The following is a 12,909-nucleotide window of genomic DNA, read 5'->3' as shown; positions in this document are numbered from 1 at the left end:
TCCAATCATATCATATTCGCGGCGAATAAATTCGCCGTTGGCACTTCCTCCACTGTAAGATAGCCAAGTGGCTTCCGTGCCTTTCGGCGATTTTCTTGTGATATATTCTTCCTGTTGACAGATTATTCCTCACCTTGGTGGTAATAATAGTTGTAGTAATTGTCTGAACGACCATGCTGTCCATTGGCAACTACGCCTAAAACATCAATGGACGCATTTTTCATATCAGTTAAAGCCTGCTCAAATACAAAACGGTCTGTTTTATCCATCCTGACGATCATCACCACACCGTCGGTTTGGGGAGCGATGTAATTGGTATCAGCTAGACCCACAATGGGAGGAGCATCATAAATGACTAAATCAAAGGTATCTTGAAACTGTGCCATCAGTTTTTTCATTTTCCCTGATGAGAGTAACTTAGGTGCATCGGGGGGAATAGGTCCAGAAGTAATGATAGATAATTCATTCATAGCAGGTAGTATTGTGACTACATTTTCTATGGACATATCCGTAGTAATTAAACTACTCAAACCCCAGAGATTACTTACATTTGCCAAGGTATGAATATTAGGGCGGCGCAAATCTGTATCTACCAGTAATACTTTTTTCCCCATAGTTGCAGCTACTTGAGCCAGATAAAAGGCAATTGTACTTTTACCGTCACCTTGCATGGAGGAGGTGATGGTAATAGAACTGATGGGAGTATCAGAGCTTGATAATTGTATATTTGTGTAGAGTACCCTGATGGCTTCGATAAAATTGTTAGCGTAATTGGTGTAGTGCCGTTTGGCTACGGTGGTTCTTTGGGTAGTAGTTTCCATCTGCCCATCCGAGTATTGTATCAAAGCATTTTTGAGTTTGAGAGTAGGGGATTTATCCTGCTGCATTTCTTGGTTAAAGGGAATATTCCCTAATACAGGAAATTTGATTCTTTCTTTGAGGCTCAAAGCGTTGTGATAAGTATGATCTAGCTTTTCCAAGAGTAAAGCTGCACCAATCCCTAGTGAGATACTCGCGGCAATTCCCATGATCATATCCCGGATCATAGTTGAAGAGACAGCTATAGGACTTATGGGTAGGTTAGGTGACTGAACTAATTGCCAACCTTGTTCCATCTGAGAGGATTGTTTAATGAGCAAATCTTCCCTAGCTGATAAAAAACGATTCAGACTTTCATTAGCAATAGCTAAACGGCGTTGTATTTCTGTATATTGTCGGATCAGTGTAGGTAATTCCAGGTTTTTCCGTTCTAAAATTCGGCGTTTTTTTTCCAGTTCTTGTTGATTAAGTTCTAAGGATTTGAGTAATTTATATGCTTCTACTCGCTTAGTTTGGATATATATTTCTGATTCTTGCTCGATTATTGGTCTGATGTTGTTCTGTTTTTCCTTGAGTGCAATTAGAGCGGGGTTTCCATCTTGAAAAACAGATGATTGTGTGGCAATTTGAATATCTAATTGGCGCAATTCTTCATTTAATGACCGATATATAGGATAGTTATCCAGGATAGACCTGACACCATCTTCAGTTTGTAAGAAATTCCAATCAGCACGAGCTTGGGCTAGTGGTAGTTGTAGTTGTTGCAGTTGTTGATTTACATCTGTGATTTGCTCTCCAATTGCTTCCGCTAGGACTTCTGGACCAAGAAAGTTATGCCTACGTTGGAACTGTTCTAATGTTGCCTGAACCTGGTTGACGCGTCTTTGTATCTTGGGTATTTCCTCATCTAGATATTTTAAACTTTCACTGAGGGTATTTTGCTTTTGTTGTTGACTGTAAGCTAAATAATCGGCAGCAATTTGTTCTAGTACATCTTTGGATTCCGCAGGGTTTTGGCTACGATAATTGACTTGAATAATTTTGGTTTGACCTACACGAGAAATCCTTAGACCCCGAGTCAGATATCCATAGTTGATGTTTGGATAGTTAGCTTGTAACTGTTTAATGCTGTTTTGCAGAATGTCAGAACCCAACATCACGAGAATTTGAGTTTCATAATCGAAACTCTCTGTAACTGTTCGGTTGATGTTATCGCCTAAGTTTAACAACTCACTCCTATTATCAGGGGTTTCAACCAGGATTGTAAAACTGCTTTCATATTCTGGTGGGCTTTGGGGATTTAAGTAAATCTTTACACCTACACTGGCAAGTACAGTTGTAGCTACTCCCACAACAACTACAATTCGACGCCTTAACAAACTTAAAAATTCTTTGTAATTCCAATCCTCCCTTTGTTGCCGATTTTCTTGTTGCTGATTTTCCAGAAAAGGGGGATAGGGAAAAAATGGAGTGATGGAGTTTCTCGTCTGTTCGGGATTTACGGGTTTGTCAGTTTGATTGTGGATATTAGACATATTTTACACTCTATTTTCACTAAGTACGAAGATCAGATTAAATCCAATAGACATATCCGGTAATTAAATATGCGTAACTTGAAACCCATTCGTAGGAACAATTCATGAATTGTCCCTACATCTTTTTCGGAGAGGTCTAATATAGAGTTGTTTACTGATGGTGACAGATTTCGGTTGATATACTGTAGGGAGAATTTCATAAGTTTTTATCCAACCAATTACAGGGACTTTTACCTTTCTGTAGTCAATTTTTATGGCACCATCTAAGGTAAAAGAATCATGTTTACCCTTTTTCTTAAACTTAGGAAACCCTTTACTTTTTTTGAAGAAGGATTTAAAGGCATCTGATAAATATCTTAATGCGTATTGAGGGGCGCATTTAGACACTTCATAATACCAAGGATGGGTAGATTTAATGGCTGCTACTAACCATTTGTGTAAATCTATGGCTGTGGGAAATTTGATTTTTTCTTCTGGTTGCAGTTTGTTATGTAATAATACCTGTTGACACAGTGCTAACCCTTGATTCCAAGCGTGTCTGGCTACTCCTGCGTGTTGCGCCAGTAGTAGTTGTTGTTGCTTGTTAACTTTGAGTTGGGTTTTGAATCCTAGTAGCATACAGTGATTTTACTGTAATTCTGTCATCAAGAGCAGATGAGTGGAAATTTTGGGAAATGTGAGTATTTGTTAGTATTAGTTAAGAAAACAGTAACTAGCTACTAACCCTGAACTGTTGACACTTGATACCTGCTGAGTAGATAACACTTTCTATCAATACACTATTTTACTACTTTGTCAATGCGTAAGTCCTATTTGCTTCAGTGGTTTTGGCTCACTCCATTTCCTTATAAATAGCACTCAATGACATTAATTTTGCAGTAGCAAGATTATCCTATATGTGCTTATAAAGGTTAAGGGGATAGGGGCTAAAAGCACAAAATGCCTACATCCTGTGTGTCCTTGCTATCTAAGAAATACAAGGGTATTAGTCGGATAGATTCATAGAGATTTATACAGTGTTGATACATGAAATAACAATGATGTTGTGATATTGTAATATTGTAGGACTTACGCACTGTACAAATTCACCATGATGTGCATGAACGAAAATCCGTCGTTTCAGGCTTTTGGCGATTAACTTCCGATCAATAGCGAACTGCTTGCAGCAGCGCTTCGCTATCGCCCAAAAATAATTAAAAAATCACGTTAAAATGCCCGAAACCCATACCTCATATTTGGTTGATCCTGTCAATGCGTAAGTCCTATATTGTAACATTGTGATATTGTGATATTGTGATACTGTGATATTATTTCTATATAAGTGCTGAATCCTGCGATAAGATTCTCTAATTGCTCAAGTTTGGTATCACCAATACCAATGCACAACTTGAACAATATCCTCAAAATCTTAACATTCAACTCTTCTGTGTAGCTACATAAATAACAGCTTAGTATTAGCCTAAATTAAAAATTAATTGCGATGTATGAAGAATGCTCAACAGACCTACAAACCATTAGGACTGTCGTCGGTAGATGGTACAAATAAGGATGATGATTGTTTCTATGAGCAAACAATTAAGTTATCTGTAGTTACACAGTTTTTTCCTCCAGACTATGCTGCTACAGGACAATTAATTGAGGAACTTGTACAGCAGTTAGAACAGCAGGGGGTAGAGATTGATGTGTTTACCAGTCAACCTGGATATGCGTTCAGGGTGAGTAAGGCTCCCCGTGTGGAACTGCGTGAGCAAACTAGGATTCATAGGTCTCGGACTGCGCAAATGTGGACTGGGAGAATTCGCGGAAAGGCTGTAAATGGAGTTTTATACAGCATTCGTGCTTTTTTGTATCTGCTCTCACCTTGGCGGCGAAGTAATGTGTTACTGATCACAACAGCACCACCATTTTTGCCCATTGTGGGTTATGTGGCTAATCTGCTGTGGAAGTTGCCCTATGTTTGTATAGTCTATGATTTGTATCCAGATGTGGCGATCGCACTGGGTGTAGTATCAAAGCAGCACTGGGTAACAAAACTTTGGCAAGGTTTAAATCAGAGAGTTTGGCTCAAAGCTGGGGGAATTGTGGTTCTCAGTCCAGAGATGAAACAACGGGTTGTAGAATACTGTCCCCAAGTCGCCCATAAAGTTTCTGTAATTCATAGCTGGGCTAACCCAGATTTAATTGTACCTATTGCCAAATCAGAAAACTGGTTTGCGTGGAAGTACAACTTAGTCAATAAATTCACTGTCCTTTACTCTGGGAATATGGGGCGATGTCACGACATCGATACTTTGTTAGTAGCGGCCAGAGAATTACAACATGAGTCAGTGCAGTTTGTGTGTATTGGTGGGGGTGCTAAACGGGAAGAGTTGATTGCTAGGGTCTCTCAACTAGAGCTAAGTAATTTTACATTTTTACCTTATCAAGATAAGGAAGATTTAGCCTATTCTCTCACAGCCTGCGACCTGTCTTTAGTGAGTGTTAACCCCAGCAGCGAAAGTTTAGTATTGCCGAGTAAGTTGTATTCAGCATTATCAGCTGGGAGACCATTGGCGGTAGTTTGTTCACCCGACTCTAGCTTAAGAAAAATAATTACTGACGCTGAATGTGGGGCAGCATTTGACCATGGGGATGGTCAGGGACTGGCGACATTTATCCGTTTATTGCAAAGTAACCAAACACTAGCAGAACAGATGGGTAAAGCTGGCCGTGAGTATCTACAATCCCACTTTACACCGCAAATTATTTGCCAACAGTATCTTGAGGTTTTACTGCAAACAGCGAATATTAAAAAGGGTAAAAATTTTTGAAATTACTGCTTGAATTTGTGGTACAATTGACTTGTGTAATAAAATAAGATAAACCTAAAAATGAAATAATTCCTAACGGGGTTTTTCATCTCAAGTTTATTATTAAGTGAATTAAAAAAAATAATAGTTACTTTCAGTATAAGCTGATTTTTGTGGAGTGGGCTTTGATGGTCTGATTGATCTCAGTTTCTCCAAACGTAACCTTCCTATTGATTTTGATATTAGGGGGACGAATTGCATAAAAGGTGTAACCATAATCGGAAACGTTCCAAACGTAGAGCTATTTACTGTCCTATTCATAGTTGTTATCTAGATAGTGTCAGTCGCAAATATAAAGTTACGTCCGATTCATCAAAGTTAAAAAACACTTGTGTGTCCGTACCCATAAAGGAAGAGTGGTTAGAAGCTTTTTGGTGTCCACAATGCCAGAAGAAAAAATGGATTACCCAGCGCAGTGACTTACAAGTACAAGACATCCTCAACACTGAATTTCAGTGGATAGAGCGGGAAAGTGATGTTTTACTGAAGGTTTTATCGCCAGAAATAGGGGAATTTTTGCTGCTCAACGAATTACAGCTACGGTACAATCAGAAAATGCCTCGAAGGATACGGGCTTATACAGCTTTGGCAGAAGAGCGTTATAATTTACCAGTGTTTATGTCCTCCGCTGATACCATACAGATTTACCACCGAAATAACGTACATAATATACTCCCCGACCTAAAAGAATTACTAGATATTTGTTATCCCCAGCCGCCTCAAAATGTTTTCTACCTACTGGTAGAAGAATATCGCCGGGGATTTCCCGTTTATATAGCTATTGAAAATTCTGGTAAAGTCATAGGATTTACTTACCTGGCTCCCAATAGCAAAGGGGGAACATTAGAATCCTTAGCTGTACATCCTGACCCTGAAACGAGACGCAAGCCCCAGGCTTTTAGACATGGGGATAAGTCGATAACATAACTGAAAAACGCAATCGTCAAGCCAGGGATGCCGTTAATAAAGCTGCAAGATTGGTAATTAATCATTGCTTAACTAACAACATTGGCACAATTGTATTCGGGTGGAATAAAAAACAAAAAGATAACACTGATATGGGAAAACTTATCTCAAAATATTAGCAGCACCATTACAGTCTGCATTAATTTTGAACCCATCAGAAGTTTTATGCCCTGGTGCGATCTGCTTGCAGCAGCGCTATCGCTATCGCCTATAGATTTATAACATATAACTAAAAATGACTAAAAAGAAAGCAGACATTGGTGGTAAAAGATTAATTAGTCTAGCACCTGAACAATGGGTACGTTGGTTAACTAACAACCCTGACCTAACAGTTAAGGAAATTATTAATTCTGATTTTCAATGGGTAGCTAGAGAAAATGATGTATTAATTAAAGTCTCCAGTCCTAAAGCCGGAGAATTTTTAATTCTCAATGAGTTACAATTGCGTTATACTAAACAAGTACCTGTAAGAATCTATGCCTATACCGCCCTAGCCAAAGAAAACTATAACTTACCTGTTTATCCGGTATTAGTCAACATTTTACCCAACTCTCAAAGCGAAATAATTCCTAACTTCTATGAAGCGGAATTTATGGAAATCAAAAGTTATCAAAATTATCATGTTATTAATCTATGGGAACTAGACGTTAATTTAGTTTTTGAGAATAAGCTATCAAGTTTATTACCTTTCGTACCAATATTAAAAGGAGGAGGAAATGAAAACATAGTCAGAAAAGCAGTAGTAGAATTACGAGCCAATGAAACTCTAACAGATTTAGAACCATTACTATCATTTTTTGCTAGTTTTGTCTTAGATATACCTTTAGTACAACAGATAATGAGGTGGGATATGACTATTTTAAGAGAGTCTCCTTGGTATCAACAAATATTAAAGGAAGGTTTAGAAGCAGGAGAAAAACAGGGTTTAGAACTAGGTCTAGCAACAGGTTTACAGCAGGGTTTACAGCAGGGTTTACAGCAGGGTTTACAGCAGGAAAGTCTCAAGTTAGTAAAGAAATTAATTGACCGTCGTTTTGGGGCTTTATCATCGGAGTTAAACCTTAAAATTAATCAATTGTCAACTTCTAAATTAGAAGATTTGGCTACAGATTTACTAGAAATCACTGAGATAAATCAACTGGAAAATTGGTTACAACAAAATATCAGTTAATCAAAAATTTATGAGATTAATTGGGTATGATGCAGCACGGCAAAGGCGATCGCCTTGCTACACTGGTGCGATCGCCTTTGGTATTGGGAAAATCAAGTCTTGACTTATTGTAAACAACCTTAACCGAATTAATGAATTTAGCAAAGACAGTGAAGCTAGGACGCAGATCAGCCTCTAGGTTTTTGAAGCGTTACCTGAAAACTGAAGCAGATCGACTGATTTTGCAGTCTGCATGGGAGAACTGGGGTTTAATCCTAGCCAACTTTGTCACTGGTATTATAGGGGCTATGTTTGAAGGGGGAACCTTTGGCATTATCTTCTTGGCGGTTACCCTGTTGAGCACTCCCCAAGGAATAGACTGGAACCAGTATGCCATCTTAGCAGGAGTCCCCGGACTAGGGAGTTGGTTGAATGCCCTTGGTCAGGAGGTGTTATTTATTCTCTTATTAGGACTAGCAGTGACAGCCCAAATCTTCCTGGGGCTTTGCAACTATTGGAATGCGGTGACTGCGGGGGACTTGGGGATCAGATTACAGGTTAAGTTCACAGAGTATATTCATCGCCTAATTCTCAGTTTTAGCTTTGCCTGTGCCAGTCGTTATAAGGTAGGAGATTTAACTTCCTATGCCAGTAGCGCTGGTCCCACGGTTAAAACCCAGATTACATTAGCTAATACTTTGATCACTAACTTTTTGCTGCTTTTGGTCTATCTAGGCATTCTGGTGGTGATTTCCCCTTGGCTGTTATTGGCCGCTCTGTCCACTGTCTTAGTTTTTTATGTTATCCAAAAGCAATTACTGCCCCGTATCCGCCATTACTCTAGTGTTAATGAGCAAGGACTGGTGGAAATTAGCAAACAGGTAACGGAAAATTTGCAGGGGTTAAGGCTCTTGCACACCACAGGACGTCAATCCAGGGCTGTGGCTCAAATTAAGGCATTAGTAGAGCAGGTTAAGCCGGGGCTGCAAAAACAGATCCGCTTGCTGAATATTACCAATCCCATTACCCAAACCTTACCGGTCATTTTGTTGGCTATTATTGCGGGTATTGCCTTTTTGCTGTTTTCCCGGCGGAGCACTGGGGTGTTACCCAGCTTAGTCACCTTTGTCTTGGCCTTGCAACGGTTTAATATCCGTCTTCAGGGTGTTACTGGAGCGGTCACGGGGTTTGCTGATAACTATGGTAGGTTAGCCCGCTTTCAAGAAATTCTTGACCCCAGAGATAAGGAGTTTGGGCGGCTGGGAACAGTACCCTTTACTAACCTAGCCACAGATATTAGCTTCCATGGGGTTTGTCTGCGTTATTTGGCTGATCAGGGGGAGGTACTGCAAGATATTAATCTTGTCCTACCTTTGGGCAAAGTAACGGCCCTGGTGGGACAGTCGGGGGCGGGTAAGTCTAGCTTGGCGGATTTATTGGTGGGGCTTTATGATCCGACCAGAGGAAAGATTTTGGTCAATGGTCGGGATTTGTGCGACTATGATCCTAGTAGCTGGCGGCAACGATTAGGGGTTGTCAGTCAGGATACTTTTCTGTTCAATGCCACTATCCTTGAAAATATTCGTTTTGCTTGTCCGACTGCTACAGATTGGGAAGTGATGGCTGCCGCCCAAGCGGCTCAAGCCGATGGCTTTATTCAGGATTTACCCTTGGGCTATGACACGGTAGTCGGGGAGAGGGGGTACCGACTCAGTGGGGGTCAGCGGCAACGGATCGCCCTGTCCCGGGCGATTTTATCCGATCCGGATTTGCTGATTTTAGACGAGGCTACTAGCGCTCTAGATACGGTTTCAGAAAAGCTTGTCCAAGAAGCTTTGGATAAGTTTGGGCAAAACCGGATGGTGTTAGTGATTGCTCACCGATTATCGACGATTGTTAATGCGGATCAGATTGTGGTGCTTCAGCAGGGACGCATTGTGGAAAGGGGAACCCACAGTGAGTTACTGGGGTTGTCGTCGGGTATCTATAGAAATTATTGGCAGTTACAGTCAAGCCAAAAGAAAGTGCCGTTGTCACCTTCGCAGAATACTTGAAATATATAGGGCTTGCTGAATAAACTTACCATTAAAATAATGCCTAACTTATACATTATTGGTGGTGCAAACGGTTCTGGTAAAACTACCGCCGCTATGCAAATTCTCCCCTATTTTCTAGAAGTATTTGAATACGTCAACGCTGATGAAATAGCAGCCGGACTTTCTCCTTTTAACCCCGAATCTGTAGCAGTTCAAGCCGGAGGATTAATGTTAGCAAGATTAGAAACACTGGTAAATGCTAACACTGATTTTGCCTTTGAAACTACATTAGCAGCCCGTAACTTTGCCCGATTTTTGAGAGCCATATTGTCAATCCCGCAATACTCACATCTCAAGCATTTAACCAGTGTGCCTTGGACTATGAAACTTGGCGATCACTTCCTAGTTTTATGTTTAAAACCCATCTTTTGAAACTCAATCTTCTAGCCCTATGATTAAAGCTGTGATGCATAAAATATTCAATTCTCTTGGTTTGGAAATTAGGCTTCTAAAGAATCTTCGTGAAGCACAAAAACGAGAAAAGAAAATGAAAGAATTAGAAAATTATCAATTTCTTGCCAATTTTGATATAAAAAGTATTATCGATGTTGGTGCCAACGAGGGACAGTTTGCTAGAACAATTCGTCATGTGTTTCCGGGTGCAACTATCTATTCGTTTGAACCCCTACCTGATGTTTATAAGGAGCTTTATTCATTATGTGCAGAAGATACTAACATTAAAACTTTTAATTTAGCATTAGGAAACGAAGTTGGCACAAAGCAAATGTTCTCAAGTTCCTTTTCCCCCAGTTCTTCAATGTTGAATATGTCTAAACTGCATAAAGAAGAATGGCCAGAATCATCAGTTAATACCAGTGTTATGGTTCAACAAACTTGTTTAGACCAATGGGTAAAAGAGAACAATCAAACTATTGGGGATAATATTTTAATTAAGCTGGATGTACAAGGCTATGAACTTTCTGTTATTAAAGGAGGAGAGAAGACTTTTAAAAGTGCCAAGCTAGTAATTATTGAGGTTTCTTTTTATGAGTTTTATGAAAAACAACCTCTGTTTGATGATATCTACAAATACCTATGCAATTTGGGTTTTGTTTATCGGGGCAATCTGGAGCAATTTCGCTCTCGATCCGGCGATAAAATACTTTTCGCAGATGCGATTTTTGAAAATCTCGGTATCTAGTTACTCTACTTAATTTAGTCGTATTTTTTTTACATATAGATTTCCTTTTGTATTAGAAACCTTTTTCATTGTAAATATGCCTTTTGATAAGCAACTGTTAGTCACCGGTTCCGCTGGCTTAATCGGCTCTGAATCGGTGCGTTATTTCACCCAAATGGGCTGGCAGGTTACAGGTATTGACAATAATATGCGAGCCGACTTCTTTGGCAAAGACGGTGACACTACCTGGAATTTGCAGCAGTTACAAGTTGACTGTCCGGAGTATCAGCATTTCTCCCTTGATATCCGCGATCGCCCCTCTATTCTGAACCTCTTTTCAGAACAAAAATTTGACCTGATTATTCACGCCGCAGCCCAGCCCTCCCACGATTTAGCCGCCAGTCGTCCCTTTGATGATTTTGATGTTAATGCCGTTGGCACACTAAACTTGCTGGAATCCACCAGAAGGGCTTGCCCTGAAGCAGTGTTTTGTTTCCTCAGCACTAACAAAGTCTATGGTGATGCCCCCAATGAGTTGCCATTGGTGGAACTAGAGAGCCGTTGGGACTATGCCAATCCCCAGGACTATGGCGGTATTACCGAAACCTGTCGCATTGACCAGAGTAAACATAGTTTATTTGGTGCGAGTAAAGTAGCAGCGGATGTGATGGTACAGGAATATGGCCGCTACTTTGGGATGAAAACCGCCTGTTTTCGCGGCGGGTGCCTGACGGGATCAGCCCACAGCGCTGCTGAACTCCATGGTTTTTTAGCTTATGTGGTGCGAGCCTGTGCGGAAGGAAGAGAATATAAAATCTACGGTTATAAAGGTAAACAGGTGCGGGATAATATCCACGCCTCTGATGTCTGTGCTTTGTTGCATCAATTTTATTTACATCCCCGTTGCGGTGAAGTCTATAATCTGGGTGGTGGTAGAAAAAACAGTATTTCCGTCCTTGAGGCGATCGCCAAGGCGGAACAGCTTTTAAATAAACCGTTCAAAACCGTTTACGTCGATAAAAATCGCGAAGGCGATCACATTTGTTATATTAGTGACCTAAGTAAAATTCACAACCATTTTCCCGACTGGCAAATTACCCGCAGTTTAGATAGCATTTTCCAGGAAATGGCTACCATGTACCTATTGCAGCGATGACAAAAACATTAATTGTTATTGGTTCCGTTGTCCCTGGAGGGGCTAACGTGGGAGAAATCTTGTTGCGGGATATGTTGACCTGCCTCAAAAGAGAAGAGTTTATTGTTGCTCCTCTTTTAACTGGGGAGACCTTTACCGAGGAAGCTAGGGGTAATAGTGAGCAGTTGAATACAATTTTTCCGCTAAAATCTCCCCCAGAACATGCCGTTCGGCGTTGGGGTGGACGTTTGGGGGGTTTAGTCTGTGCGGGTGAACGATTACTATTTTACGATAGACAGATCAAAGTCCTAGTTAGCCAGATCGAGCAGCAAGTGAGGGAATTAGGTATCACTAGTATCTGGGGCATTTTGAATACAACCGTGGTGGTTGATGCCCTGTTTGGTTTGATGGGAAAGTGTGATTTACCTTTATACACCCAGGTCTGGGATGACATTGATTACCTCACCCAACAGCGTGGACTTGACGCTACCATGCGATTTCGCACCCGAAAGAGATTTGGTCTACTCCTGAAAAAATCAGTTAAGACTGGTGTGATTTGTGAAACTATGGCTCAAAGCTATAAACAACGCTACACAGCCCGTTGTGAAATTATCCGTCATGGACTATCTAATCAGGTAATAGCTCGGACTGAATATTCATCAACCGATGAATTCCGCATCGGCTTTTCCGGGGGGATGTATGCCCCTGATGCTTGGCAGGCATTGTTTGCAGCTCTGGCTTATATCAATTGGCAAGTTGGGGGTAACAAGCTAATTAAATTGATTGTCATGTCGGGAAAAATCACCCTACCCTGTACAAGCCCCGCCCATGTTGAATACTTAGGTTGGCGAACCACTGATGAAGTTAGACAACGACTAGCTGAGTGCGATTTGCTCTATGTTCCTTATCCCTTTGCTTCCTACCTCAAACCCTTGGCTCAACTCTCCTTCCCCACTAAACTCAGTACCTATGTTAACCTCGGCCGTCCAATTTTTGCCCACGTGCCTGAATATGGTTCATTGGTGGATTTTTACGCGCAGTATCCATTGGGTGCGCTTTGTACTTCGTTAGATCCAAAAATCATTGCTGAACAAATTACCGCCCTAGCGGAAAATACCAGTCTTTATGAAGCCTCCGCTAAAACGGTTGCTTGGGTTGGGGAAAAAGAATTAAGTCACCAAAATTTTGTCAATCAAGTTAAACGGTTTATTGAATTGGAAGGCCTGACTAGTTAGACAT

Annotated in this window: 10 protein-coding genes and 1 pseudogene; 9 read left to right on the top strand and 2 right to left on the bottom strand. The window is 40.7% G+C overall.

Annotation, left to right across the window (positions count from 1 at the left end; translation table 11 throughout):
• Positions 1–122 precede the first annotated feature (122 nt).
• Both H6F47_RS16630 and H6F47_RS16625 read right to left on the bottom strand, forming a co-directional pair.
• Positions 123–2,354, bottom strand: coding sequence for a polysaccharide biosynthesis tyrosine autokinase (locus H6F47_RS16630; RefSeq protein WP_190650100.1), 2,232 nt, complete (start codon positions 2,352–2,354; stop codon positions 123–125).
• 102 nt (positions 2,355–2,456) lie between these two features.
• Positions 2,457–2,972, bottom strand: coding sequence for a helix-turn-helix domain-containing protein (locus tag H6F47_RS16625; RefSeq protein ID WP_242027413.1), 516 nt, complete (start codon positions 2,970–2,972; stop codon positions 2,457–2,459).
• Between the two features lie 866 nt (positions 2,973–3,838).
• On the opposite strand from H6F47_RS16625, the gene H6F47_RS16620 reads away from it, so the two are divergent.
• The 9 genes and pseudogenes from H6F47_RS16620 to H6F47_RS16585 all read left to right on the top strand — a co-directional run bounded on the left by H6F47_RS16620 (position 3,839) and on the right by H6F47_RS16585 (position 12,905).
• Positions 3,839–5,164, top strand: coding sequence for a glycosyltransferase family 4 protein (locus H6F47_RS16620; protein WP_190348091.1), 1,326 nt, complete (start codon positions 3,839–3,841; stop codon positions 5,162–5,164).
• A 372-nt stretch (positions 5,165–5,536) separates the two neighbouring features.
• A complete protein-coding gene (locus tag H6F47_RS28910; protein WP_190348092.1) occupies positions 5,537–6,130 on the top strand; it encodes an Rpn family recombination-promoting nuclease/putative transposase in 594 nt (197 codons plus the stop codon).
• Positions 6,127–6,270: pseudogene (locus H6F47_RS27995) on the top strand (RNA-guided endonuclease TnpB family protein); the annotation flags it as partial. The gene H6F47_RS28910 and the pseudogene H6F47_RS27995, both read left to right, overlap by 4 nt.
• A 134-nt stretch (positions 6,271–6,404) precedes the next feature.
• Positions 6,405–7,340 (top strand): DUF4351 domain-containing protein, encoded by a 936-nt coding sequence (locus H6F47_RS16610; RefSeq protein ID WP_190650098.1) that lies wholly within the window; start codon positions 6,405–6,407, stop codon positions 7,338–7,340.
• A 131-nt stretch (positions 7,341–7,471) separates the two neighbouring features.
• Positions 7,472–9,373, top strand: a complete 1,902-nt coding sequence (locus H6F47_RS16605) for an ABC transporter ATP-binding protein (RefSeq protein WP_190650096.1) — start codon at positions 7,472–7,474, stop codon at positions 9,371–9,373.
• A 39-nt stretch (positions 9,374–9,412) separates the two neighbouring features.
• The gene (locus H6F47_RS16600; protein ID WP_242027412.1) at positions 9,413–9,787 is read left to right on the top strand and encodes a hypothetical protein; all 375 of its coding nucleotides are present in this window, start codon (positions 9,413–9,415) and stop codon (positions 9,785–9,787) included.
• 19 nt (positions 9,788–9,806) lie between these two features.
• Positions 9,807–10,556: an FkbM family methyltransferase gene (locus H6F47_RS16595; RefSeq protein ID WP_096571366.1), complete on the top strand. Its 750-nt coding sequence runs from the start codon at positions 9,807–9,809 to the stop codon at positions 10,554–10,556.
• A gap of 76 nt (positions 10,557–10,632) precedes the next feature.
• Positions 10,633–11,691 (top strand): NAD-dependent epimerase/dehydratase family protein, encoded by a 1,059-nt coding sequence (locus tag H6F47_RS16590; protein WP_190650095.1) that lies wholly within the window; start codon positions 10,633–10,635, stop codon positions 11,689–11,691.
• Positions 11,688–12,905: a hypothetical protein gene (locus tag H6F47_RS16585; protein WP_190650094.1), complete on the top strand. Its 1,218-nt coding sequence runs from the start codon at positions 11,688–11,690 to the stop codon at positions 12,903–12,905. Before H6F47_RS16590 ends, H6F47_RS16585 begins: the two co-directional genes overlap by 4 nt.
• Positions 12,906–12,909 lie beyond the last annotated feature (4 nt).

Origin of the sequence: Sphaerospermopsis sp. FACHB-1094 (genome assembly GCF_014696195.1) — a bacterium.
GTDB lineage: Bacteria > Cyanobacteriota > Cyanobacteriia > Cyanobacteriales > Nostocaceae > Sphaerospermopsis > Sphaerospermopsis kisseleviana.
Note: the sequence above shows the minus strand (reverse complement) of the source record. Positions and strands in the feature narration are given on the sequence as shown.

What these genes read in the sequence shown, in the direction of transcription:
- H6F47_RS16630 (WP_190650100.1), bottom strand. Translation starts at nt 2,354, where the DNA reads ATGTCTAATATCCACAATCAAACTGACAAACCCGTAAATCCCGAACAG.
- H6F47_RS16625 (WP_242027413.1), bottom strand. Translation starts at nt 2,972, where the DNA reads ATGCTACTAGGATTCAAAACCCAACTCAAAGTTAACAAGCAACAACAA.
- H6F47_RS16620 (WP_190348091.1), top strand. Translation starts at nt 3,839, where the DNA reads ATGAAGAATGCTCAACAGACCTACAAACCATTAGGACTGTCGTCGGTA.
- H6F47_RS16610 (WP_190650098.1), top strand. Translation starts at nt 6,405, where the DNA reads ATGACTAAAAAGAAAGCAGACATTGGTGGTAAAAGATTAATTAGTCTA.
- H6F47_RS16605 (WP_190650096.1), top strand. Translation starts at nt 7,472, where the DNA reads ATGAATTTAGCAAAGACAGTGAAGCTAGGACGCAGATCAGCCTCTAGG.
- H6F47_RS16600 (WP_242027412.1), top strand. Translation starts at nt 9,413, where the DNA reads ATGCCTAACTTATACATTATTGGTGGTGCAAACGGTTCTGGTAAAACT.
- H6F47_RS16595 (WP_096571366.1), top strand. Translation starts at nt 9,807, where the DNA reads ATGATTAAAGCTGTGATGCATAAAATATTCAATTCTCTTGGTTTGGAA.
- H6F47_RS16590 (WP_190650095.1), top strand. Translation starts at nt 10,633, where the DNA reads ATGCCTTTTGATAAGCAACTGTTAGTCACCGGTTCCGCTGGCTTAATC.
- H6F47_RS16585 (WP_190650094.1), top strand. Translation starts at nt 11,688, where the DNA reads ATGACAAAAACATTAATTGTTATTGGTTCCGTTGTCCCTGGAGGGGCT.